The following is a 23220-nucleotide window of genomic DNA, read 5'->3' as shown; positions in this document are numbered from 1 at the left end:
GAAGGCGGGGATCCATAGTCGCGGACGGCAGTGATTCTGGTGCGGTCAGCCAGTATGGATTCCCGCCTTCGCGGGAATGACGACGTGAGATTGGGTGACCGGCTTCACCCCGACTCGCAAAACCCCCATATGGCGCGTGCATGCAACGCGTCCGCGTCCTCGTCCTCAATGCCGCGCTCGGCCCGCTCGACTATCGCGTCCCCGCCGGGATGCACGTCGAGCCCGGCTCTATCGTCGTCGTGCCGCTCGGCCCGCGCCAGCTGATCGGCGTCGCGTGGGAGGCCGATCGCCTGCCCTCCGACGCGGAGGTCGGCGACAACCGGCTGCGCAACATCCTCGCCGTCGCCGACGTGCCGCCTTTGGGTGCGCCCTTGCGCCGCCTGGTCGAATGGACCGCCGACTATTACCTCGCGCCGCCCGCTTCGGTGGTGCGCATGGCTCTCGCCTCCACCTCGGCGCTGGAGGGCGCGCGCACCATCACCGAGTACCGCCCCACCGGCGAGGTGCCGCCTCGCCTGACGCCGCAGCGCGCCCAGGCGCTCGAGCGCATCACCGACCGCCAGGGCCTGATCCGCGAGCTGGCGACGATCGCCGACGTCTCCGATGCCGTCCTTCGCGGGCTGGTGAAGGCGGGCGCGATCGAGCCGGTCGAGGTCGATATCGACACCGCCTTCCCCGTCCCCGATCCCGGCTTCGGACCGCCCGTCCTGTCGGCGCAGCAGCGCGAGGCCGCCGATGTGCTGGTGGCCGGCGTCGACGCCCATGCCTTCCAGCCGACATTGCTCGACGGGGTCACCGGCTCGGGCAAGACCGAGGTCTATTTCGAGGCCATCGCCGCCGCGATCCGCGCCGGTCGCCAGAGCGTCGTCCTGCTGCCCGAGATCGCGCTGACCGAGCCGTTCCTGAAGCGCTTCCACGACCGCTTCGGCTGCGAGCCGGTGCCGTGGCACTCGGGTCTGCGCTCGTCGCAGCGCCGCCGCGCCTGGCGCCAGATCGCCTGCGGCGACGCGATGGTCACTGTCGGCGCTCGCTCCGCGCTGTTCCTCCCCTACAAAAACCTCGGCCTGATCGTCGTCGACGAGGCGCACGAGACCAGCTTCAAGCAAGAGGAGGGCGTCCACTATCACGCCCGCGACGTCGCGGTGATGCGCGGGCTGTTCGAGCAGTGTCCGGTCATCCTCGCCTCCGCGACCCCCGCGATCGAGACGCGCCAGCAGGTCGAACTCGGCCGCTACGCCGAACTCAAGCTGCCCGGCCGCTACGGTGCCGCCGAGCTGCCGACGATCGAGCCCATCGACCTCATCGCCGAACCGCCCGAACGCGGCCGCTGGCTCGCGCCCAAGCTGGTCGCCGCGCTGGAGGAGACGCTGGCGAAGGGCGAGCAGTCGCTGCTGTTCCTCAACCGCCGCGGCTATGCGCCGCTGACGCTGTGCCGCCACTGCGGCCACCGCTTCCAATGCCCCAATTGCACCGCGTGGATGGTCGAGCATCGCCTGACCCGCCGCCTCGCCTGCCATCATTGCGGCCATATCGAGCCGATCCCGCGCGCCTGCCCGGAATGCAAGGAGGAGGACAGCCTCGTCGCCTGCGGCCCCGGCGTCGAGCGCATCGCCGATGAGGTCGCGGCGCTATTTCCCGATGCGAAGACCGCGGTGGTGACATCGGACACCATCTGGTCCCCCGCCAAGGCCGCCGAGTTCGTCGCGCGGATGGAGGCGGGCGATATCGACATCGTCGTCGGCACCCAGCTGGTGACCAAGGGCTATCACTTCCCCAATCTCACCTTGGTCGGCGTGGTCGATGCCGATCTGGGCCTCGAGGGCGGCGACCTGCGCGCCGCCGAGCGCACCTTCCAGCAGATCCGCCAAGTATCGGGTCGCGCGGGTCGCGGCGAAAAGCCCGGCCACGTCTTCATTCAGACGCACAGCCCCAAGGCGCGGGTGATGCAGGCGCTGATAACCGGCGACGCCGATGCCTTCTACGAGGCGGAGACCGAGGCACGCCGTGACGCCGGCGCCCCGCCCTTCGGCCGCTATGCCGCGATCGTCGTCAGTTCTGAGGACCAGGCCGCCGCCCACGAGGTCGCCCGCCTGATCGGGCGCGCCGCGCCGGAGGTGGAGGGCATGTCGGTTTACGGCCCCGCGCCGGCGCCGCTCGCGATGCTCCGCGGCCGTCACCGCTTCCGCCTGCTCGTTCATGCCCGCCGCGCACTCGACGTGCAGGACGTGATCCGCGGCTGGCTGGGCGCGCTCGAGTGGCCGCAAAAGGTACGCGTCATCGTCGACGTCGACCCCTACAGCTTCCTGTAACCCCGGTTCGGCCCGCCAACGCAGCCTTAACGCCTGTCGTGCCACGGATCGGGACGTGGCAACGCGCATCGTGTCGATCCAATGGCTCCGGGCCCTCGCCGCTCTACTCGTCCTCGCCCAGCACGTCGCCGCGTCAATCGGCGACGGCGGCGCGCCGGTCACAGAAGCGCTTCACCCGAACGTCCGTCATCTCGCCCTGATGGGCGCCAGCGGCGTCGACCTGTTCTTCGTCATCAGCGGCATGGTGATGGCGCAGACGCTTGCCACGCGCGACATCACGCCCACCGCCTTCCTCGTCGCCCGCTGGCGGCGAATCGTCCCGCTCTTCGTCATGGTCAGCGCCGTCTACATGGCGCTCAGCCCAACTCCTGCCGTACTGCCTGCGCTCGTATCGACAATCACCATCCTGCCGGTGCTCGACGGCGAGGCCTATCACGCCCCCGTCCTCACGGTCGGCTGGACGCTGGGATTCGAATTCTCCTTCTATGCCCTGGTGGCGCTCGTCATCGCCGTCGCCGGTCGATCGCCCCTCCGGCTCGCAGCGCTGGCTTTTGGCGCGGCGATGACGGGTAGCCTGCTCCATCCCGCATGGGCGCCGCTGCGCATGATGCTCAACCCGCTACAGGCGGAATTCGCGATGGGCGTGATCGGCTGGTACGTCTGGCAACGGGGCTGGCTGCGGGCCTGTGGCTTACCGCTCGTCTTGGCGGGCATCGCTGGCCTGGCGCTCGCGGCCGGGCGTGCCGATCTCTATTGTCTGGCGTTCTTTGAAAATGCGGTGAACGGCATCAGCGGCTGGAGCCGCGTGATGTCCTGGGGCCTGCCCTGGGCATTGATCGTAACGGCGCTTCTCGGCCGGCGATCGAGCGGACGAACGAGCGACGCCGTCGCGGCGCTCGGCGATGCCTCCTATGCGCTATACTTGATTCACCCCTGTGTAGTGTTGGCGGTCGAGCGACTTCACGGCACGCTCACGCTCGCGCCCGGCGCCTATGCGACCGCCATCATCGTGCCGTCCGTGGGACTGGCGCTGGCATTCCACCGCTGGGTCGAACGCCCACTCCTCGCCGCGAACAGGCAAGCGAGCCGGCGCGTGCAGCAGCCCGCCCCCGCCTGATCGATCAGGCGGCGTGCTCGGCAAGCACGGTCAGGCCGCGCTCGTTGACCTCGGCGAAGCCGCCCTGGACGGTCAGCGTCTCGGGCGCGCCGCCTTGGGTGCGATAGATCACCAGCGCGCCGTCGCGGACGGTCGACATGATCGGCGCATGGCCCTCCAGCACGCCGAAGTCGCCCTCGGTGCCGGGGACGGTGACCATGAACACGTCCTCGGAGCGGACCAGCTTCTCGGGCGTGACGAGTTCGAAGTGCAGCATAATGATACCTCAAGCCCCTCCCCTTCAGGGGAGGGGTAGGGGGTGGGGCGATGTCTCACCAAGAGCACCGCCTGCCGCCCCCACCCTTACCCCTCCCCTGAAGGGGAAGGGGCTCGTCGTGGCTTACGCCTCGTGCGCCATCTTCTCGGCCTTGGCGACCGCTTCGTCGATGCCGCCGACCATATAGAAGGCCGCTTCCGGCAGATGGTCGTACTCGCCGTCGACCACCGCCTTGAACGAGCGCACCGTATCCTCGATCGCCACGAACTTGCCCGGAATGCCGGTGAAGACCTCGGCGACGTGGAACGGCTGCGACAGGAAGCGCTGGATCTTGCGCGCACGCTGCACGGTCAGCTTATCCTCTTCGGACAGCTCGTCCATACCCAGGATCGCGATGATGTCCTGCAGCGACTTGTAGCGCTGGAGCAGCGACTGGACCGCACGCGCGGTCTCGTAATGCTCCTGGCCGACGACGCGCGGCTCGAGCACGCGGCTCGTCGAGTCGAGCGGATCGACCGCCGGGTAGATGCCCAGCTCCGAAATCGCGCGGTTGAGCACCGTCGTCGCGTCCAAGTGGGCGAACGATGTCGCCGGTGCCGGGTCGGTCAGATCGTCCGCAGGCACGTACACGGCCTGCACCGAGGTGATCGAGCCCTTGTTGGTCGAGGTGATGCGCTCCTGCAGCGCGCCCATGTCGGTCGACAGCGTCGGCTGATAGCCCACCGCCGACGGAATGCGGCCGAGCAGTGCCGACACCTCGGCGCCCGCCTGGGTGAAGCGGAAAATGTTGTCGACGAAGAAGAGCACGTCCTGGCCCTCCTGGTCGCGGAAATATTCGGCGATCGTCAGGCCCGACAGCGCGACGCGCGCACGCGCCCCCGGCGGCTCGTTCATCTGGCCATAGACCAGCGCGACCTTCGAACCCTCGCTGATTGCGTTGCCGTCGGCGTCCTTGGCGATGACGCCCGCGTCGAGGAACTCGTGATAGAGGTCATTGCCCTCGCGGGTACGCTCGCCCACGCCCGCGAACACCGAGGTGCCGCCATGGCCCTTGGCGATGTTGTTGATCAGCTCCTGGATCAGCACGGTCTTGCCGACGCCGGCGCCGCCGAACAGGCCGATCTTGCCGCCCTTGGCGTAGGGCGCGAGCAGGTCGATGACCTTGATGCCCGTCACCAGGATCGCACTCTCGGTCGACTGATCGACGAACTCGGGCGCCTTCGCGTGGATCGGCGCGCGCATCTCGGTGGCGACCGGGCCGCGCTCGTCGATCGGCTCGCCGATGACGTTGAGGATGCGGCCGAGCGTCGCCGGCCCGACCGGGACCGAGATCTGCGCGCCGGTGTCGCGAACCGTCTGGCCGCGGGTCAGGCCCTCGGTCGAATCCATCGCGATCGTGCGGACGGTGCTCTCGCCCAGGTGCTGCGCGACCTCGAGCACCAGACGGGTGCCGTTGTTGTCGGTTTCCAGCGCCGCCAGAATGGCGGGCAGCTGCTGGTCGAAATGCACGTCGACGACCGCGCCGATGACCTGCGAGATCCGGCCGACATTGTTGGTGGTGCCCGTCGACTGGGTCGGGCGGATGTCTTCAGCGGCGGTTGCCATGACGGTTCTTCCTGCTTCGAATGACTTAGAGCGCTTCGGCGCCCGAGATGATCTCGACCAGCTCGGTCGTGATCGCGGCCTGGCGGGTGCGGTTGTACTGGATCGACAGGCGGTTGATCATGTCGCCCGCGTTGCGGGTGGCATTGTCCATCGCGTTCATGCGGCTGCCCTGCTCCGACGCCGCATTCTCGAGCAGCGCGCGGAAGATCTGCACCGCGACGTTGCGCGGCAGCAGGTCGGCGAGGATCGATTCCTCGTCGGGCTCATATTCGACCGCCGCTTCGGCGCCGGTCTTCTGCAAGGTTTCCGCATTGGCGGGCACCGCGACCGGGATAATCTGCTGACCGACGGGGTCCTGGACCAGCGCCGAGACGAACTTGGCGTAGAACAGGTGGGCGACGTCGAACTCGCCGGCGTGGAAACGCGCGACGATGTCCTCGGCGATCGCCTTGGCATCGTCGAACGATACGTACTTGATCGCGCCCATCTCATGGTCGGCGACGACGGCGTTGCCGTAGAAGCGCTTGAGCACGCGGCCCTTCTTGCCCGCAATGTAGAAGCGCACGGTCTTGCCGGCGCGCTCCAGCTCCTCGGCCTTGCGGCGGGCGGCGCGGACGATGTTGGTGTTGAACGCGCCGGCGAGGCCACGCTCGCTGGTCGCGACGACCAGCAGGTGGACCTGGTCCTTGCCGGTCCCGCCGAGCAGCTTGGGCGAGCTTTCGCTCACCGTCACCTTCGACGCCAGGCTCGCGACCACCTTCTCCAAGCGATCGGCGTAGGGGCGGCCGTTTTGCGCGGCATCCTGCGCCCGCCGCAGCTTCGCCGCGGCGACCATCTTCATCGCCTTGGTGATCTTCTGGGTCGATTTGACCGAGTTGATCCGAACCTTGAGAGCCTTGAGGCTAGCCATTCAATCCAACTTCCGTTCGGCGCGAACGGGACAGGGTTTCCCCGCCCCGTTCATTGCATCAGGCAAACGTCTTCGCGAACTGGTCGAGCGCGCTCTTCAGCCCCGCCTTCGCCTCGTCGCCCAGATCGCGCGTCTCGCGGATCTTGGTCAGCACGTCGGCGTGATTGGCACGCAGGTCGGCGAGCATCGCCGCCTCGTAGCGAACCACCGCCTCGACCGGCACGGTGTCGAGATAGCCGTTGGTGCCTGCGAAGATCGACGCGGTCTGCTCCTCGAACGGCATCGGCGAGAACTGCGCCTGCTTCAGCAGCTCGGTCAGGCGAGCGCCGCGGTTGAGCAGCTTCTGCGTCGACGCGTCGAGGTCAGACCCGAACTGCGCGAACGCCGCCATCTCGCGATATTGCGCCAGCTCCAGCTTGATCGAGCCCGACACCTTCTTCATCGCCTTGGTCTGCGCAGCCGAGCCGACGCGGCTCACCGACAGGCCGACGTTGATCGCCGGACGGACGCCCGCGAAGAACAGGTCGGTTTCGAGGAAGATCTGGCCGTCGGTGATCGAGATCACGTTGGTCGGGATGTACGCCGACACGTCGCCCGCCTGCGTCTCGATGATCGGCAGCGCGGTCAGCGAGCCGCCGCCGTTCGCATCCGACATCTTGGCGGCGCGCTCCAGCAGGCGCGAGTGGAGATAGAACACGTCGCCCGGATACGCCTCGCGGCCCGGCGGGCGGCGCAGCAGCAGCGACATCTGGCGATAGGCGACCGCCTGCTTCGACAGATCGTCGAACACGATCAGCGCGTGCATGCCGTTGTCGCGGAAATACTCGCCCATCGCGGTGCCGGTGTAGGGCGCCAGGAACTGGAGCGGCGCGGGGTCCGACGCGGTCGCGGCGACGACGATGGAATAGTCCATCGCGCCATTCTCTTCGAGCGTGCGGACCAGCTGTGCGACCGTCGAGCGCTTCTGGCCGACCGCGACGTAGACGCAGTACAGCTTCTTCGATTCGTCGCTGCCGGCGTTGACCGTCTTCTGGTTGATGAAGGTGTCGATCGCGACCGCCGACTTGCCGGTCTGGCGGTCACCGATGATCAGCTCGCGCTGGCCACGGCCGACCGGCACCAGCGCGTCGATCGCCTTCAGGCCAGTCTGCATCGGCTCCGACACGCCCTGGCGCGGGATGATGCCGGGCGCCTTCACCTCGACGCGGCTGCGCTGGTCGCTGGCGATCGGGCCCTTGCCGTCGATCGGGTTGCCGAGGCCGTCGACCACGCGGCCGAGCAGGCCCTTGCCGACCGGCACGTCGACGATGGTGCCGGTGCGCTTGACGGTATCGCCCTCGCGGATCTCCGAGTCCGACCCGAAGATCACGACGCCGACGTTGTCGGCCTCCAGGTTCAGCGCCATGCCCTGCACGCCGTTAGCGAACTCGACCATCTCGCCCGCCTGGACGTTGTCGAGGCCATAGATGCGCGCGATGCCGTCGCCGACCGACAGCACTTGACCGGTTTCCGAAACCTGGGCCTCGGTGCCGAAGTTGGCGATCTGGTCCTTGATGACCTTCGAAATTTCTGCGGCGCGGATATCCATGGAATTAGCCCTTCATCGCGCTGGCGAGCGCATTCAAACGGGTGCGGATCGACGAATCGATCATCTGGGAACCGATACGGACGACCAGGCCGCCCAGGATCTGCGGGTCGACCGACAGGTCGACGGAAACGTCGCGACCGACGCGGGTGCGCAGCTGCTGCTTCAGCGCGTCAACCTGCTCGTCGCTCAGCGGATGCGCGCTCGTCACCTCGGCGGTCGTCTCGCCGCGATGGCGCGAGGCGAGCTGGCGGAACGCGCGAATGATCGCGGGCAGCTGCCCCAGCCGGCGGTTCTCGGCGAGCACGCCGAGGAAATTCTTCGTCGTCGCATCGACGCCCAGCACATCGGCGGTCGCCAGCACGGCCTTCGCCGCTTCGCCGCGCGACACCAGCGGGCTCGCGGTCAGCGCCTTGAAGTCGTCCGAATCGGACAGCGCCTGACGAACCGTGGCGAGGCTGGCCTCGACCTGGTCGATCGTCTTGGCATCATTCGCCAATTCGAACAGCGCGAGCGCATAGCGCCCGCCTAAGCTCGCTTGAATACCGCCGGATAGATCCACGCGATCGACGTCCCCGTTAGCGACTAGATGGCCCCACAGACGATCGGGGCGCACGCCAAAGCGTGGCCCGGTGGGATGGCGCGCGGTTAGCAAAGGGGCGGCGGCGATGCAAGCGACGGGGGCCCTGATTATGACAAAGCCATCATGATCGGTTCAGCATCGCGGCCGTAACGATCGCGCAGACAGGCCAAGGGGAGCGGACGGCATGCGGCGGCTGGCGGTGACGATGGTGGCGGCGATGATGCTGGCGGCAGCCCCTGCCCGTGCCGAGACGCTCCGGCTCGAGGGCGTCTTTGCCGCGGGTGCGCGCGAGGCCAGCCTGCTGCCGACGATCGGCGTCGATCCCTTCCGCGGGCCGCAGGGCGACGAGCTGGCGATGGCGATCGAGCGTCGGCTGGCAAAGGCCGGCGACGACGGCGTGCCGCATGCCCAACTCATCACCCCTTCGCTTCGCCCCGATGGCCTGCTGACCGGTCGCACCGACGTCGGCGTCAGCGACGTGCCCTATACCGAGGGCCGCAGTCGCTGCGTCGAGAAGGACAAGGACGGCAAATGCGTGAAGCGTCAGACCTACAGCGTCGATTGCCTGCGCCGCTCGGTCAGCTTGCGCGCCGACCTCAGCATGGCACGGCACGACGACGGCCGTATCGTCTATGCCGTGACCAAGGCGCGGAGCGACGACGACAGCGCCTGCGAGGACGGCGGCATCCTTCAGTCGGTCGACTCGATGCTCCACTCGATGACCGAATCGATCGCGCAGGAAGTCCGGCTCGATCTCGCCCCGCATCGCGAGCACTACACGATCCGCGTCCGCGAGGACCGCGACGGCCTCTCGCCCGATCTCGCCGCCCGCTTCCGTGCGGCGGTGCGCCTCACCAAGCACGACCAGCCCGCCGCCTGCGCCGCCTTCGACAGCATCGGCGAGGCGGACCCCGATCACGGCCCGACGTTGTTCAACCGCGCGCTCTGCGCCGAACAGGCCGGCCGCTATCGCGAAGCCGCCGACCTCTATGCCCGCGCGCGCGTGTTCGGCGCGAAGTTCGGCGGCGACGTGACCAGGGGCCTGACCCGCGCGGTGTCGCTCGCGGAAGGGGAACAGGACGTGCGGCGCATGGCGGCGACTTTGACCGCAAGCCGCGGGATGCGGTGATCGGCATACCGTCCTACCCCCAATCCGTTCGTGCTGAGGAGGCGCTGAGCGAAGTCGAAGCGCCGTCTCGAAGCACAGGTGACTTGGCTTGCCCTTCGAGACGAGGCTTCGCTTGCGCTCAGCCTCTCCTCAGGGCGAACGGAATGTGGAGCGAGTTACACCCATGACCCCCACCGACGCCTGGACCGCCTTCGCCACCCGCGACCGAAGCGCCGACGGCCGCTTCGTCGTCGCGGTCCACACCACCGGCATCTACTGCAAGCCCAGCTGCCCGGCCCGCCGCCCCAAACGCGAGAACGTCACCTTCTATAAGGACGGTGCCGAGGCGATCGCCGCGGGCTATCGTGCTTGCCGCCGCTGCCTGCCCGACGATGTCGCGCGCGATACCGCCGCGGTGGCGCACGCCACCCGGCTCCTCGCCGCCGAGGACGCACCGTCACTCGATGTGCTTGCTGCGGCGGTCGGCTATGCCCCGCATCATTTCCACCGGCTGTTCAAGCGCGCGACCGGGGTGACGCCCGCCGCCTATGCCCGCGCCCATCGCGCCGAGCGCGCCGCCGACGCCCTCGCCGTGGGCACCAGTGTGACCGAGGCGATCTATATGGCGGGCTATGCCGCCCCCAGCCGCTTCTACGCCGATGCCGCGCCACGCCTCGGCATGACGCCCGGCACCCGGAGGCGCGGCGGCACCGGCGAGACGATCCGCTGGACGGTCGCCGATACCAGCCTCGGCCCGCTGCTGATCGCCGCGACCCAGCGCGGCCTGTGCCGCGTCGCGTTCGACGAGGATGGCTCGGCGCTGGCGATCCGCTTTCCCCACGCCACGATCGAGCCGGGCGATGAGTCGCTCGCTGGGCTGGCCGAGGCCGTCGTCGCCACCGTCGAATCGCCCGATCGCGACGCCGCGCTGCCGCTCGACGTCCGCGGCACCGCCTTTCAGGAAGCGGTGTGGCAGGCGCTGACGACGATCCCACCCGGCGACACGCTCAGCTATGGCGAGCTTGCCGCCCGTGCCGGCCATCCCGGCGCCGTCCGCGCGGTCGGATCGGCCTGCGGCGCCAATCCCGTCGCCGTCGTCGTGCCTTGCCACCGCGCTCTGCGGAGTGACGGCTCCCCCGGCGGCTATGCCTGGGGCTTGGACCGCAAGGCGGCGTTGCTCGACCGAGAACGGCGCTGCAAACGCTAATGACTTGCAATAAGCGATTGGGCCGCTAAGGACGCTCCCGACAAGGGAGTTGCCTTACATGACCGCCGTCCTCGCGCTGCTCGCCGCAGCCGCCGCCTCGACCACCCCGACCGCCGCCACCACCCCCGCCAACGATCCCCAGCGCGGCGACGACGTGATCGTCACCGGCCAGCGCAGCGAAGGGACCGACGACTATGGCGTCAGCGACCAGCGCACCGCGACCCGCCTGCCCTTGAGCCAGCGCGAGACGCCGCAGTCGGTCAGCGTCGTCACCCGCGCGCAGATCCAGGATTTCCAGCTCAACGACGTCAACCAGCTGCTCGCCACCGTCCCCGGCGTCAGCGTCTTCGCCGGCGAAACCGACCGCGTCTATTATTCGGCGCGCGGCTTCGACATCCAGACGTTCCAGATCGACGGCGTCGGCCTGCCCTTCGCGTTCGGCATCCAGACCGGCTCGATCGACACCGCGATCTACGACCGGGTCGAGGTCGTCCGCGGTGCGCCCGGCCTGCTCTCGCCGACCGGCAATCCCTCGGCGCTGATCAACTTCGTCCGCAAGCGCCCGTTCAAGGACTTCCGTACCTCGGCGAGCGTCCAGTACGGCTCGTTCGAAGCGCTCCGCCTCGACGCCGACGTCAGCGTGCCGCTGACCAAGAGCGGCAGCATCCGAGCCCGTGCGGTCGGCGCGGCGCTCGACACCGACAGCTATCTCGACCGCTATCAGCTGAAGCGCTGGACCGGGTACGGCATCGTCGAGGCCGACCTTGGCCCCAACACCGTCGTCAGCGCCGGCTACGGCCATCAGGATCACAAGAGCACCGGCGCGATGTGGGGGGCGATCCCGCTCTATTACACCGACGGCAGCCGCATCGAATTCAAGCGCAGCGCCAACTATGCCCCCGACTGGTCGAGCTGGAACGTCGTCGACCGCCAGATCTTCGGCGACATCACGCATGATTTCGGCGGTGGCTGGACCGGCAAGGTCAGTGTGCTGCGCCGCGCGATCAGCGAGGACGACACGCTCTTCTACATCTACGGCAACCCCGATCGCGCCACCGGGCTGGGCATCTTCAGCTACCCCGGCGCCTTCAAGGGCGAGACGCGCAACCTGTCGCTTGACGCCTATCTCAGCGGCAAGCTCGCCGTCGCCGGGCGCGAGCATGACGTAATGGTCGGCGTCCAGCGCGGCGCCGAGAGCTATCTGCAATATTCCAGCTACGACAATCCCACGATCAACGTCTCGTTGCCGCTCGCGACGCTGTTCGACGGGCGATTCCCCAAGCCCAACTTCCCGACGCCCTATACGCTCAGCCTCGATACGCACACGGTGCGCGAATCCGCATACGGCCTCGTCCGCCTCAACCTCGCCGATCCGCTGAAGGTGATGGTCGGCGGCAACTACACCCATGCCACCAGCGAGGGCACGTCATACGGTGCCGCCCAGAACTTCAGCCGCTCGCGCTTCTCGCCGTTCGTCGGTGCGACCTTCGACCTGACGCCTAGCATCAGCGCCTATGCCAGCTTCGCGACGATCTTCCGCCCCCAGGTCGAGCTCAACGCCGCCAACCAGATCCTGCCGCCGGTCGAGGGCGACAATCTGGAGGCGGGGCTGAAGGGCGAATGGTTGGGCGGCCGGCTCTATGCCAGCGCCGCGATCTTCCAAGCGCGCCAGAACAACACCGCCTTCGGCCAGTTCGATGCGACGCTCGGTCGCACCGTCTACACGCCCGTCGATGCCAAGTCGCAGGGCATCGAGCTGGAATTCGGCGGCCAGCTGCTCCCCGGCCTTCAGGCGACCGGCGGCTTCACCACGATGAAGATCCGCAACCAGCAGGACCAGCCGGAGCGTACCTTCGTCCCCCGCAACCTGGGACGCCTCAACATCACCTACTCGCCGCCGGCCATGCCGAAGGTAAAGCTCGGCACCTCGATCCAGTATCAGAGCAGCTTCTATTTCGAGCCGAGCAATACGGTGCGCATCGATCAGGGCGACTATGCGCTCGTCGATCTGCTCGGCCGCTACGAGCTGACGCCCGCCCTCGCGGTCAGCGTCAACGTCCGCAACGTCACCAACGCCAAATATCTTACCGCGCTGACCTTCGACCAGAGCCGCTACGGCGAGCCGCGCAGCGTGCTCGGCACGATCAGCTTCCGCTACTGACGCCCGTGACCGCGCCCGCCCTCCTCCTCATCGTCGCCGGGATCGGACTGGTCCGCGCAGGCTGGGGCGGGCGGCGCGTGCTCGGCTGGGCGGGCTGGGCAGTCGCGGCGCTCGCGCTCGCGATCCTGGCCGCCCAGGATGGGGCCTGGGGCCTCGCGATCGGCACCGTCACCGCCATGCTGGCGGCGATCGTCGCGGTGCTCTGGTCGGGCTGGACCTCGCCCGCCCGCCAGCGCCAGCCCGCGCGCGAGCCGCCCGCGGTCACCGTCCCCCGCCGCTGGGGCGACCTCGTTCGCCGCGTTGCCGTCTTCCTGCTCGTCGTCCCGGTCGGTTTCGCCGCCGCGCAATGGCTGACCTTCGGCATGCAGGCGCTCGCCCGCCGCCACGGCATGGGCGATGCCGACACCACCGCGCTCACGCTCTTCCTCCAGCCTCTGCTATGGTCGCTGCTGATGGGCTGGCAGATGACCCGCGCCGACACGCGCCGCATGGTGGCGCCCCCGCTCGCCGCGGCGGTTCTCGGCACCGCCCTATGGAGCCTCGGATGAACGCGCTCGGCGCCCGCCCCCATGCCGCCACGGACCAGCGCGGCCTCGTCCAGCGCGCGCTCGGCGGCCATGCCGCGCTCGGCCTGCTCGCCAGCGCACTCCTCTATCTGATCGCGCTCACCGGCACGCTGGTCGTCATCCACGACCGGTGGCAGCGCTGGGAGCAGCCCGGCATCGCCGAGACGCAGGCGCTCAGTCCCGCCGCCGCGCAGGCCGCGCTCGCAGCCGGCATGACGCAGGACGTCGGCAAGCCGCGTACCACCCACCTCTACCTGCGCATGCCCAACGCCGACCTGCCGCGCCCGGTCGTCACCACCGACCGCGGCGGCTGGTACACCGATGCCGCCGGCCGCGTGATCGGACGCGAGGCGCATGCCTGGACCGAATTCGTCATCGCGCTGCACGAATATCTCACTCTGCCGCTAACCTTCGGCATGATCGTCGTCGGCGCACTGGGCGTGGTGCTGGTCGCGCTCGTCGTCACCGGCGTGCTGGCGCATCCGCGCATCGTGCGCGACGCCTTCACCCTGCGCGCGCGCAGCCACGACCAGATCGCGCAGGCCGACTGGCACAATCGGCTCGGCGTCTGGACCTTGCCCTTCGTCGTCGCGGTCGCGCTGACCGGCAGCTTCATCGGTCTCGGCAGCGTCGGCTTCTCGGTGCTGGCAAAGGCCTATACCGGCGGCGACATGGAGCGGGCCTATGCCCCCATCTTCGGCGCCGAGCCCATCGCCGATCCGGCCCCCGCCCCGCTCGCCGACGCCGCCCGTGCACTCACGACACTGGCACGGCGCGTGCCGCATTCTACGCCCACCTATATCATCGTCCATGATCCCGGCACCGCCGGCCAGCACATCCAGATCATCGCAGAGCATCCCCGCCGCCTCGTCTATGGCGAGACCTATGTCTTCGGCGGCGACGGCGGCTGGCTCGGCCCGGTCGGCCTGTCCGATGGCGCGCTGGGCAAGCAGCTCGCCGCCTCGACCTACAACCTGCACTTCGGCAACTTCGCCGGACTGCCGGTCGAGATCGCCTATATGCTGCTCGGCCTCGCGCTGTGCGTCGTCACCGCGACCGGGACCACGCTGTGGCTGGGTAAGCGCCGCCGGCGTGGCCTCGGCGGGCGTCGCCTGGCGGCAGGTTGGGACGTCGTCGTGTGGGGCATGCCGATCGGGCTCGTCGCGGCGCTCTGGCTGCGTGCGGTTGCCGGTCCCGATGCGCCGCTCGTCTGGCCGTTCTGGGGCATCATCGGCGCCGGCCTGGCGATCGCCGCGATCAAGCCGGCATGGATCGCGAGGCTGCGCCTGCCGCTGTTGCTCGGCGGGTCGATCGTCGCGACCGCCCTCGGCCACCTCGTCCTGCTGCGTCCGACCCAACCGCCGATCTGGGCACTGGATCTCGTCGCGCTCGTGCTGGCGGCAGCGTGGCTATGGACGCTCCGCCGACCATCGCCTCAATTGTCGAAGTAATTCTGCCAGCCGCGGCGCTTGTAGCGCTTGCGCGTGCGGAACGCCCAGATCGTCAGCACCATTCCCGGCAGCGTCGACGCCAGCATGATCGCCGGCACCAGCCGCGGCGCGCCTGATACCACCGCCAGGACACCCGCCGCGATCGCGCACAGCGTATAGGCGGCACAGGCCAGCACGACCCGCATCCGCGACGACGGATCGGCCGCCTCGAACGGCGTGATCCCACCCAGGATCAGCGAACCGATCGCGAACACCAATATCACCGGCAGCCCACTCTGCGGCACCGTCACCAACAGCCCTGCCACCAAGATCGATACGGTCGCCAGCATTGCGGCGATCATCCGAAGCCTACCCATCGCCCGTTCGATACTCCCTTACCGTTCCCGGCGAATGATGCGGCCGACCCGGCCATTGACCCAACGCCATGCGTTCGCGGCAGAAAATATCGCGTTAACGCCCCGGTTCCTTCGCATGCAAAGGGCCGCGCGACTCAGCCCTCGTCACCCATTCGCAGGGCGGCGATGAACGCTTCCTGAGGGATCTGGACGCTGCCGTATTCGCGCATCTTCGCCTTGCCCTTCTTCTGCTTGTCCAGCAGCTTGCGCTTGCGGGTAGCATCGCCGCCATAGCATTTGGCGGTCACGTCCTTGCGCATCGCGCTGATCGTCTCGCGCGCCACCACCTTGCCGCCGATCGCCGCCTGGATCGGGATCTTGAACAGGTGGCGCGGGATCAGCTCCTTCAGCCGCTCGCACATGCCGCGCCCGCGCGTCTCTGCGGTGCCGCGGTGGACGATCATCGACAGCGCGTCGACCGGCTCCTCGTTGACGAGAATGCTCATCTTGACGAGGTCGCCCGGACGGTAGCCGATCTGATGATAGTCGAAGCTGGCATAGCCCTTCGACAGCGACTTCAGCCGGTCGTAAAAGTCGAACACCACCTCGTTGAGCGGCAGCTCGTACGTCGCCTGCGCGCGCCCGCCGACATAGGTCAGGTTCTTCTGGATGCCGCGACGATCCTGGCACAGCTTCAGGATGCTGCCGAGATACTCGTCGGGGACATAGATCGTCGCCTCGATCCACGGCTCGCTGATCTCGGCGATCTTGTTCGTGTCGGGCATGTCGGCGGGATTGTGCAGTTCGATATGGCCGGCGCCGTGGGTCAGCTCGATGTCGTACACAACCGACGGTGCGGTGGTGATCAGGTCGAGGTCGTACTCGCGCATCAGCCGCTCCTGGATGATCTCCAGGTGAAGCAGCCCCAGGAAGCCGCAGCGGAAGCCGAAGCCCAGCGCCGCCGACGTCTCCATCTCGAAGCTGAACGACGCATCGTTGAGCCGCAGCTTGCTGATCGATTCGCGCAGCTTTTCGAAGTCGTTGGCGTCGAGTGGGAACAGCCCGCAGAACACCACCGGCTGGACTTCCTTGAACCCCTCCAGCGGTTCGGCGGCAGGTCGCTTCGCATCGGTCAGCGTGTCGCCGACGCGTGCCTGCGCCACGTCCTTGATCTGCGCGGTGATGAAGCCGATTTCGCCCGGCCCCAGGTCGCTAAGCTGTTCGATCTTGGGCCGGAAACAGCCGACGCGGTCGACGAGATGCGTCGTGCCCGCCTGCATGAACTTGATCTGCTGGCCCTTCTTCAGCGAGCCATCCATCACCCGAATCAGGATCACGACGCCGAGGTACGGATCGTACCAGCTGTCGACCAGCATCGCCTTCAGCGGCGCGTCGGCATCGCCCTTGGGGCTCGGGATCTTGGTGACGATCGCTTCCAGGATATCGGCGATGCCGATCCCCGACTTGGCGCTCGCCAGCACCGCTTCCGACGCGTCGAGGCCGATGACGTCCTCGATCTCCTTGCGCACCTGCTCGGGCTCGGCGGCGGGGAGGTCGATCTTGTTGATGACCGGCACGATCTCGTGGTTGTGCTCGATCGACTGATAGACGTTGGCCAGCGTCTGCGCCTCGACGCCCTGCGCCGCGTCGACGACCAGCAACGCGCCCTCGCATGCCGCCAGGCTGCGGCTGACTTCATAGGCGAAATCGACGTGGCCCGGCGTGTCCATCAGGTTCAGCGTGTACTCGACGCCGTCCTTCGCCTTGTACGCCAGGCGCACCGTCTGCGCCTTGATGGTGATGCCGCGTTCCTTCTCGATCTCCATGTTGTCGAGCACCTGCTCGCTCATCTCGCGGTCGGAAAGGCCGCCGGTGGCCTGGATCAGGCGATCGGCGAGCGTCGACTTGCCATGGTCGATATGGGCGATGATCGAGAAGTTACGGATACGGTCGAGCGGAGTCATGCCAGCCCGCTAGCAGTGTCTGCGCACGATCCCAAGTATCAACCGAAGCTGCGGATGGCGTCCAGCGCGTTGAGATACCGTCGGCTGCCGGTTCCGCCGATCAGCACCCAAGGCAGCTTGCGCCGCACCAGCTCCGCCTTCGACAGCTCGAAGAACCGGCGCCGGTCGGCATCGCTGCCGAACATCCGCGTGCCGTCCTCGACCCAGGGCAGGTCGATGTCGAACAGCAGGTACAGCTCGGCGGTCCCCGTCCAGGCGTCGAACCACGGGTCGCGGCGGCCGAACAGCATGTCGGCCCACACCGCGGTCATCAGCGGATCGGTGTCGAGGATGACGGGATACGACCGCTCCGCCAGCGCCGCCTGCGTCTTCGCGTCATGGCCGCGCGCGATGGCGACCAGATCGGCCATCGACAGTTCGGTGCCGAAGCGCTCGCAATAGGTGCGGCCGAATTCCGCGACATAGGGGCTGTCGAAATGCTGGGCCAGCTGCGGGCCGATCGTCGACTTGCCGGTGCTTTCCGGTCCGTGGAGGCAGACGCTGCGCGGGATCATGCCGGCACCATCCGTGTCGCCCGTCCCATCGCTCGCCGCCAGTCGAGCAGCCCCGCCGCCGAGATCAGCAGCAGCACGCCATAGAGCGCGCAGGTGAACCACAGCCCCTTGATCGCATAGAGCGGGATCGAGGCGACATCGACCAGGATCCACAGCCACCAGCTTTCGATCAGTCGCCGCGCCTGAAGCGTCTGCGCGGCGATGCTGGTAATGGCGATGCCGGCGTCCCACCACGGGTGCGTCGCGTCCGTGAAGCGATGCATCAGCGCGCCCCAGGCCAGCGTCGCCGCCAGGCAACCGGCCAGCCAGCCGGCGCGGGCCGGCGGCGCCATCGTCTCGACCGCGACCTCGCCGACCTCGGCCTTGACCCGCGACCAGTGGACCCAGCCGTACAGGTTAACCGCGACGAAGAAGCCCTGCAGGATCATGTCGCTGTACAGCCGCGCGCGGAAGAAGATGACGGCATAGATCGCGACCGCGACGATCGCGAAGGGATAGTTCCAAACGCTACGCCGCGCCACCAGCGCAACGTTGACGATGACGAGCAGCGCGGCGGTGGCTTCGATCGTGTCCACGAGGGGGGGCGTAGCGAGTGATTTCCCCGCCGTCACCACCCTTATCCTCCCCCGCCAGGGGGAGGTGGCAGCGTGCCAGCGCTGACGGAGGGGGCGGTGGACAACGAACGACGTCGGGAACCCTCCCCCTCCGTCACGCCTCCGGCGCGCCACCTCCCCCTGGCGGGGGAGGATAGAGACGCGCTTCATCCCAAGTTAACCCCGCTTCCGCCACCATCACCCTTTTCCCGATCCCGCAAATCTGCTTGGCTCCATCGATGCATCCGCTCGCCCGATCCCTCGCTGCCGCCTGTGCGCTGGTCGTGGTCGCCGCCGCCACGCCCGCGTCCGCGCAATCGGTGCTGCGCGATGCGGAGACCGAGGCGATGCTGGCGGAGATGTCGGCCCCGCTCATTACCGCGGCGGGCCTGTCCCCGCGCGACGTGAAGATCGTCCTCGTCAACGACCAGAGCATCAACGCCTTCGTCGCCGGCGGCCAGACCGTCTACGTCAATTCGGGCACCATCCTCGCCGCCGACAGCGCCAACGAGGTGCAGGGCGTCATCGCGCACGAGATCGGCCACATCACCGGCGGCCACGTCGCGCTCGCCGACCGGATGGGCAAGGAGCCGATGGGCATCTCGCTGCTGTCGATGGTCATCGGCCTCGCCGCGATGGCGGCCGGTGGCGGCGAGGCGGGCGCGGGCATCCTCGCCGCGGGGCAGCAGGCGGCGATGGGCAAGTATCTCGCCTTCAGCCGCGCGCAGGAGGCAAGCGCGGATGCCGCCGGCGCTACCTATCTCAACGGCGCGAACGTCACCGGGCGCGGATACCTCAGCTTCTTCAAGAAGATGCAGCAGCTCGAATATCGCTACGGCATCAATCGCAAGGTCGGCTACATGCTCGACCACCCGGTATCGTCGGAGCGGATCGCCAACCTGACCCAGACGATGCAGACCGCACCCGCGTGGAACAAGCCGCTCGATGCCCCGCTCGAGGAGCGGTTCAAGCGGGTGAAGGCGAAGCTTGCCGGCTACGTCCTCGACCCCGAGGACACGTTGAAGCGCTATCCGCTGTCGGATCAGTCGATCTACGCGCATTACGCCCGCGCCTATGCCTATCATAAGGGCGGCTTTCCCGATCGCGCCGATGCGGAGGCGGCGGCGCTCGTCCTCGCCAAGCCCGAAGATCCCTATTTCGAGGAGATCCAGGGCCAGATCCTGCTCGAGGCGGGCAAGCCGAAGGAAGCGCTGACGCCGCTGCGCAATGCGACCGAGGGATCGCGCAACAACCCGCTGATCGCGACGACGCTCGGCCACGCGCTGATCGCGACCGAGGACAAGAAGAACCTGCCAGAGGCGATCGGCGTCCTGCGCGTCGCCACCCAGCGCGACGACGACAATCCCTGGGCGTGGATGCAGCTCGGCACCGCCTACGAAATGACCGGCGACACCGCGCGCGCCGCGCTCGCCACTGCCGAGCGCGCCCAAATGACGGGCGATCAGCGCACCGCGGTCCAGTCCGCCAAATATGCGCTCGCCAACATCCCCGCGGGCACGTCCGACTGGCTTCGCGCCCAGGACATCGCCATGACCAGCGGCGACGCCGCCGCCGCCGAGAGGAAGAAGAAACGCCGATGACCCGATGGCTGATGCCCTTCGCCGCGCTGGCCGGTTCGCTGGTCGGCGGCGGCACCGTCTACGCGCTCGGCACCCGATCGAGCGGCGAGATGGTCCGCACCTATCTGCTCGCCCATCCCGAGGTCATTACCGAGGCGATGGACCAGCTGCGCCTGCGCGAGTCCGGACAAGCCGTCGCCGCGCTGCGTCCCATGCTCGAGAAGCCCTATGCCAGCGCCATCGCCGGCAATCCCAGGGGCGATGTGACGGTGGTCGAGTTCTTCGACTATAACTGCACCTATTGCCGCGCCAGCCTGCCGACGATCGCCAGGCTGATAGCGAGCGACCCCAAGGTCCGCGTCGTCTTCCGCGAGCTGCCGATCCTCGCCGAAAGCAGCCGCACCGCCGCCCGCGCCAGCATGGCCGCCGCCCGCCAGGGCAAGTTCACCGCCTTCCACGACAGCCTGTACGCGCAAGGCCCAGTCACCGACGCCACCATCGCGACGGCGGCGAAGAAGGCGGGCGTCACCCTCGCCAACCTCGACGAACGCGCCGCGGATGCCGAGATCGGCCGCAACTATGCGCTGGCCGGCAAGCTCGGCCTGACGGGCACGCCCGCCTGGGTGATCGGCAACCGCGTCCTGTCGGGCGCGCAGCCGCTCGACCAGCTGCAAGCCGCCATCGCGGAAGCGCGAGCCAGCTAACCCCCGCCGTCATCCCGGCGAAAGCCGGGATCCATTTCTCCGCAAGCGGCTCGGATCATGGCGGAATGAGTCGCTTGCCGCAACATGGACCCCGGCTTCCGCCGGGGTGACGAATGGGTTAGGGCGACGCCACATGACCGACCCGATCCTGCGCATCGCCGGCGTTTCCAAGACCTACAAGAGCGGCACCACCGCGCTTCATTCGGTCGATCTCGACATCGACCGCGGCGAGATCTTCGCGCTGCTCGGCCCCAACGGCGCCGGCAAGACGACGCTCATCAGCATCGTCTGCGGCATCGTCACGCCCTCGACCGGCACGATCAGCGTCGACGGCCATGACGCGCTCACCGACTACAAGGCCGCGCGCAGCCGCATCGGCCTCGTGCCGCAGGAGCTGTCGACCGACCAGTTCGAGACCGTCCTCGCCACCGTCACCTTCTCGCGCCGCCTGTTCGGCCGATCGGGCCACAGCGCCTATATCGAGGAGCTGCTGCGCGACCTGTCGCTGTGGGACAAGCGTGACACCAAGATCATGGGCCTGTCGGGCGGCATGAAGCGTCGCGTGCTCATCGCCAAGGCGCTCTCCCACGAACCCGACATCCTGTTCCTCGACGAACCCACCGCCGGCGTCGACGTCGCGCTTCGCCGCGACATGTGGAAGCTGGTCCACAAGCTGCGCGCGCGCGGCGTCACGATCATCCTGACGACGCACTATATCGAGGAAGCGCAGGAAATGGCCGACCGCGTCGGCGTCATCACCGGGGGCAAGCTGCTGCTCGTCGATCGCAAGGACGCGCTGATGAAGAAGCTCGGCAAGCGCGAAGTCGACCTGAAGCTTGCCGAACCGATGGCCGCGGTGCCGGACGCGCTGTCGCGCTGGAACCTGACGATCGCGGACGACGGCCGCCGCCTGCGCTACGTCTTCGACGCCGAGGCGGAAGAGACCGGCATTCCCGCACTCCTGACGGCGCTGAGCGGGGCCGGGATCGCCTTCACCGACCTCGAAACCCGCAAATCGAGCCTCGAAGACATCTTCGTCGACCTGGTGAGAGAGAAGAAGTGAGCCGGCCCCACCACCCGATCACCGTCATGCTGAACTTATTTCAGCATCTCTCGACGTATCGCCTGCCGCCCGAGAGGCTGAACCGAGCTCAGCATGACGACCGTCTCTCTGCGTGGAAACCGAAGCCATGAACCTCCACGGCATCCTCGCCATCTACCGCTTCGAAATGGCGCGCTTCGGCCGCACCATCTGGACCAGCCTGCTCACCCCGGTCATCACGACCTCGCTCTATTTCGTTGTCTTCGGCTCCGCGATCGGCAGCCGGATGGGCGACCTCGGCAGCGTGCCCTATGGCGCCTTCATCGTGCCGGGGCTGATGCTGCTTGCGATCTTTTCCGAAAGCATCTTCAACGCCTCGCTCGGCATCTACATGCCCAAGTTTACCGGCACGATCTACGAGCTGCTGTCGGCGCCGCTGTCGCCGCTCGAAACCGTGCTCGGCTATGTCGGCGCCGCCGCGACCAAGTCGATGCTGATCGGCATCGTCATCTTCGCCACCGCCCACCTGTTCGTCGACCTGCCGCTCGCGCACCCGGTGCTGGCGTTCCTCTACCTGCTGCTGGTGGCGGTGACCTTCTGCCTGTTCGGCTTCGTGCTCGGCATCCTCGCCAACGGGTTCGAGCAGTTGCAGGTCATCCCGCTACTCGTCGTCACCCCGCTGACCTTCCTCGGCGGCGCCTTCTACTCGATCGCGATCCTGCCCGAACCGTGGCGCACGATCACGCTGTTCAACCCGGTCGCGTATCTCATCAACGGCTTCCGCTGGACCTTCTTCGGCGTCAGCGACGTCGGCGTCGTCGCCAGCGTCTCGGTGACCGCCGTGTTCCTGCTGCTGTGTCTCGCGGCGATCACGACGATTTTCCGCACCGGCTGGCGCCTCAAGTCCTGAGGCTCGCCGCCCACGGCCGGACGACGAGCGCGCTGACGTCGACCAGCACATGGACCAGCATCGCCAGCGGCAATGATCCGCTGACCAGATACAGCCAGCCGAACATCGCGCCGCCCAGGGTGGTCGCGACCACGCCTGCCGTGCCCTGATAGCGGTGAAGCCAGCCGAACATCAGCGCCGATGCGGCAAAGGCGACAGCCACGTCGAGGCCGACGCGTACCAGCAACAGCGGAACCAGCCAGCGGAAGAACAGCTCCTCCGCCACCCCGGCCGTCGCCGCCAGGAGCAACGCCACCGCCACCGCGCCGATCGTCCGCGGCACGCCGAGCGGCGGCCCGAACCACCGCCGTCCCGGCCCCCGCCACCAGGCGATCACCGCGCCGATCACCGTCCCGCCAGCGATGCCGATCAGCAGTAAGCCGGTCGGAAACGTCTCGCCATAGCCGAGCTGCTGGGCGAGCGGCAGGAACTTGGGCTCGGGCTGGTTGAGATCGATACCGAGCAGCGTCGCGCCGACGACCGCCGGCAGTCCATAAGTGATCGCGATCCGCGCCGACCAGCGAAGGAAATGCGCCGCCGAGCCGCGCTCCGACACTGGCTGCCCAAACCGCCGCTGCCACCACCGCCGGCCGACAAGCCATGCGGCGAGCAACAGGAGCAGGACCCAGCTCACCCCTCAG

The 23220-nt window shown here is 68.0% G+C and carries 21 protein-coding genes; 11 read left to right on the top strand and 10 right to left on the bottom strand.

Annotation, left to right across the window (positions count from 1 at the left end):
• Positions 1-140: 140 nt before the first annotated feature.
• On the top strand, positions 141-2309 hold the full coding sequence (locus tag GGQ80_RS12685) for a primosomal protein N' (protein WP_183985375.1): 2169 nt from the start codon (positions 141-143) through the stop codon (positions 2307-2309).
• Positions 2310-2364: 55 nt separating this feature from the next.
• Positions 2365-3426, top strand: a complete 1062-nt coding sequence (locus GGQ80_RS12680) for an acyltransferase family protein (protein WP_183985373.1) — start codon at positions 2365-2367, stop codon at positions 3424-3426.
• A gap of 4 nt (positions 3427-3430) precedes the next feature.
• Here the strand turns inward: GGQ80_RS12680 and GGQ80_RS12675 are convergent, their stop codons facing one another.
• The 5 genes from GGQ80_RS12675 to GGQ80_RS12655 all read right to left on the bottom strand — a co-directional run bounded on the left by GGQ80_RS12675 (position 3431) and on the right by GGQ80_RS12655 (position 8344).
• A complete protein-coding gene (locus GGQ80_RS12675) occupies positions 3431-3682 on the bottom strand; it encodes an ATP synthase F1 subunit epsilon (RefSeq protein ID WP_183985371.1) in 252 nt (83 codons plus the stop codon).
• Between the two features lie 123 nt (positions 3683-3805).
• Positions 3806-5287, bottom strand: a complete 1482-nt coding sequence (atpD, locus tag GGQ80_RS12670) for a F0F1 ATP synthase subunit beta (protein ID WP_183985369.1) — start codon at positions 5285-5287, stop codon at positions 3806-3808.
• 25 nt (positions 5288-5312) lie between these two features.
• Complete coding sequence (locus GGQ80_RS12665) at positions 5313-6197, bottom strand: F0F1 ATP synthase subunit gamma (protein ID WP_183985367.1); 885 nt, start codon at positions 6195-6197, stop codon at positions 5313-5315.
• A gap of 58 nt (positions 6198-6255) precedes the next feature.
• Positions 6256-7785: a F0F1 ATP synthase subunit alpha gene (gene atpA, locus GGQ80_RS12660; protein WP_183985365.1), complete on the bottom strand. Its 1530-nt coding sequence runs from the start codon at positions 7783-7785 to the stop codon at positions 6256-6258.
• Between the two features lie 4 nt (positions 7786-7789).
• A complete protein-coding gene (locus GGQ80_RS12655) occupies positions 7790-8344 on the bottom strand; it encodes a F0F1 ATP synthase subunit delta (protein ID WP_183985363.1) in 555 nt (184 codons plus the stop codon).
• 205 nt (positions 8345-8549) lie between these two features.
• Between GGQ80_RS12655 and GGQ80_RS12650 the strand changes: the two genes are divergently transcribed.
• The 5 genes from GGQ80_RS12650 (at position 8550) to GGQ80_RS12630 (ending at position 14858) form a co-directional block, all read left to right on the top strand.
• A complete protein-coding gene (locus GGQ80_RS12650; protein ID WP_183985361.1) occupies positions 8550-9494 on the top strand; it encodes a tetratricopeptide repeat protein in 945 nt (314 codons plus the stop codon).
• Between the two features lie 163 nt (positions 9495-9657).
• On the top strand, positions 9658-10680 hold the full coding sequence (ada, locus tag GGQ80_RS12645) for a bifunctional DNA-binding transcriptional regulator/O6-methylguanine-DNA methyltransferase Ada (protein ID WP_183985359.1): 1023 nt from the start codon (positions 9658-9660) through the stop codon (positions 10678-10680).
• A 58-nt stretch (positions 10681-10738) separates the two neighbouring features.
• Entirely contained in the window at positions 10739-12841 is a 2103-nt protein-coding gene (locus tag GGQ80_RS12640) for a TonB-dependent siderophore receptor (protein ID WP_183985357.1), read from the top strand.
• 5 nt (positions 12842-12846) lie between these two features.
• Positions 12847-13389 carry a hypothetical protein gene (locus GGQ80_RS12635; protein WP_183985355.1) on the top strand — a complete coding sequence of 181 codons (543 nt, stop codon included), beginning with the start codon at positions 12847-12849 and terminating at the stop codon, positions 13387-13389.
• Positions 13386-14858: a PepSY-associated TM helix domain-containing protein gene (locus GGQ80_RS12630; RefSeq protein ID WP_183985353.1), complete on the top strand. Its 1473-nt coding sequence runs from the start codon at positions 13386-13388 to the stop codon at positions 14856-14858. The genes GGQ80_RS12635 and GGQ80_RS12630 overlap by 4 nt, the downstream gene beginning before the upstream one ends.
• Here the strand turns inward: GGQ80_RS12630 and GGQ80_RS12625 are convergent.
• The 4 genes from GGQ80_RS12625 to pnuC form a co-directional block, all read right to left on the bottom strand.
• Complete coding sequence (locus GGQ80_RS12625) at positions 14843-15214, bottom strand: hypothetical protein (protein WP_183985351.1); 372 nt, start codon at positions 15212-15214, stop codon at positions 14843-14845. The genes GGQ80_RS12630 and GGQ80_RS12625 overlap by 16 nt on opposite strands.
• Positions 15215-15348: 134 nt before the next feature.
• Entirely contained in the window at positions 15349-17157 is a 1809-nt protein-coding gene (gene lepA, locus GGQ80_RS12620) for a translation elongation factor 4 (RefSeq protein WP_183985349.1), read from the bottom strand.
• Between the two features lie 38 nt (positions 17158-17195).
• Positions 17196-17711, bottom strand: a complete 516-nt coding sequence (locus GGQ80_RS12615) for an AAA family ATPase (RefSeq protein ID WP_183985347.1) — start codon at positions 17709-17711, stop codon at positions 17196-17198.
• A complete protein-coding gene (gene pnuC, locus GGQ80_RS12610) occupies positions 17708-18286 on the bottom strand; it encodes a nicotinamide riboside transporter PnuC (RefSeq protein ID WP_183985345.1) in 579 nt (192 codons plus the stop codon). Before pnuC ends, GGQ80_RS12615 begins: the two co-directional genes overlap by 4 nt.
• Before the next feature lie 257 nt (positions 18287-18543).
• Here pnuC and GGQ80_RS12605 point away from each other — a divergent pair, with 257 nt between their 5' ends.
• The 4 genes from GGQ80_RS12605 (at position 18544) to GGQ80_RS12590 (ending at position 22540) form a co-directional block, all read left to right on the top strand.
• Positions 18544-19905 (top strand): M48 family metalloprotease, encoded by a 1362-nt coding sequence (locus GGQ80_RS12605; protein ID WP_183985343.1) that lies wholly within the window; start codon positions 18544-18546, stop codon positions 19903-19905.
• The gene (locus GGQ80_RS12600; RefSeq protein ID WP_183985341.1) at positions 19902-20588 is read left to right on the top strand and encodes a DsbA family protein; all 687 of its coding nucleotides are present in this window, start codon (positions 19902-19904) and stop codon (positions 20586-20588) included. The genes GGQ80_RS12605 and GGQ80_RS12600 overlap by 4 nt, the downstream gene beginning before the upstream one ends.
• A gap of 133 nt (positions 20589-20721) precedes the next feature.
• Positions 20722-21651, top strand: a complete 930-nt coding sequence (locus GGQ80_RS12595) for an ABC transporter ATP-binding protein (protein ID WP_183985339.1) — start codon at positions 20722-20724, stop codon at positions 21649-21651.
• 127 nt (positions 21652-21778) lie between these two features.
• Positions 21779-22540, top strand: coding sequence for an ABC transporter permease (locus GGQ80_RS12590; protein WP_183985337.1), 762 nt, complete (start codon positions 21779-21781; stop codon positions 22538-22540).
• Here the strand turns inward: GGQ80_RS12590 and GGQ80_RS18765 are convergent.
• Positions 22530-23213, bottom strand: a complete 684-nt coding sequence (locus GGQ80_RS18765; RefSeq protein WP_183985335.1) for a CPBP family glutamic-type intramembrane protease — start codon at positions 23211-23213, stop codon at positions 22530-22532. The two genes, GGQ80_RS12590 and GGQ80_RS18765, sit on opposite strands and share 11 nt — an antisense overlap.
• Between the last annotated feature and the right edge of the window lie 7 nt (positions 23214-23220).

It is taken from the genome of Sphingomonas jinjuensis (genome assembly GCF_014197105.1).
Lineage (GTDB): Bacteria > Pseudomonadota > Alphaproteobacteria > Sphingomonadales > Sphingomonadaceae > Sphingomonas > Sphingomonas jinjuensis.
The sequence above is the reverse complement of the archived record's forward strand: the minus strand, read 5'-3'. Positions and strand labels throughout refer to the sequence as shown.

What these genes read in the sequence shown, in the direction of transcription:
- GGQ80_RS12685 (WP_183985375.1), top strand. Translation starts at nt 141, where the DNA reads ATGCAACGCGTCCGCGTCCTCGTCCTCAATGCCGCGCTCGGCCCGCTC.
- GGQ80_RS12675 (WP_183985371.1), bottom strand. Translation starts at nt 3,682, where the DNA reads ATGCTGCACTTCGAACTCGTCACGCCCGAGAAGCTGGTCCGCTCCGAG.
- atpD (WP_183985369.1), bottom strand. Translation starts at nt 5,287, where the DNA reads ATGGCAACCGCCGCTGAAGACATCCGCCCGACCCAGTCGACGGGCACC.
- GGQ80_RS12665 (WP_183985367.1), bottom strand. Translation starts at nt 6,197, where the DNA reads ATGGCTAGCCTCAAGGCTCTCAAGGTTCGGATCAACTCGGTCAAATCG.
- atpA (WP_183985365.1), bottom strand. Translation starts at nt 7,785, where the DNA reads ATGGATATCCGCGCCGCAGAAATTTCGAAGGTCATCAAGGACCAGATC.
- GGQ80_RS12650 (WP_183985361.1), top strand. Translation starts at nt 8,550, where the DNA reads ATGCGGCGGCTGGCGGTGACGATGGTGGCGGCGATGATGCTGGCGGCA.
- ada (WP_183985359.1), top strand. Translation starts at nt 9,658, where the DNA reads ATGACCCCCACCGACGCCTGGACCGCCTTCGCCACCCGCGACCGAAGC.
- GGQ80_RS12640 (WP_183985357.1), top strand. Translation starts at nt 10,739, where the DNA reads ATGACCGCCGTCCTCGCGCTGCTCGCCGCAGCCGCCGCCTCGACCACC.
- GGQ80_RS12630 (WP_183985353.1), top strand. Translation starts at nt 13,386, where the DNA reads ATGAACGCGCTCGGCGCCCGCCCCCATGCCGCCACGGACCAGCGCGGC.
- GGQ80_RS12625 (WP_183985351.1), bottom strand. Translation starts at nt 15,214, where the DNA reads ATGGGTAGGCTTCGGATGATCGCCGCAATGCTGGCGACCGTATCGATC.
- lepA (WP_183985349.1), bottom strand. Translation starts at nt 17,157, where the DNA reads ATGACTCCGCTCGACCGTATCCGTAACTTCTCGATCATCGCCCATATC.
- GGQ80_RS12615 (WP_183985347.1), bottom strand. Translation starts at nt 17,711, where the DNA reads ATGATCCCGCGCAGCGTCTGCCTCCACGGACCGGAAAGCACCGGCAAG.
- GGQ80_RS12605 (WP_183985343.1), top strand. Translation starts at nt 18,544, where the DNA reads ATGCATCCGCTCGCCCGATCCCTCGCTGCCGCCTGTGCGCTGGTCGTG.
- GGQ80_RS12600 (WP_183985341.1), top strand. Translation starts at nt 19,902, where the DNA reads ATGACCCGATGGCTGATGCCCTTCGCCGCGCTGGCCGGTTCGCTGGTC.
- GGQ80_RS12595 (WP_183985339.1), top strand. Translation starts at nt 20,722, where the DNA reads ATGACCGACCCGATCCTGCGCATCGCCGGCGTTTCCAAGACCTACAAG.
- GGQ80_RS12590 (WP_183985337.1), top strand. Translation starts at nt 21,779, where the DNA reads ATGAACCTCCACGGCATCCTCGCCATCTACCGCTTCGAAATGGCGCGC.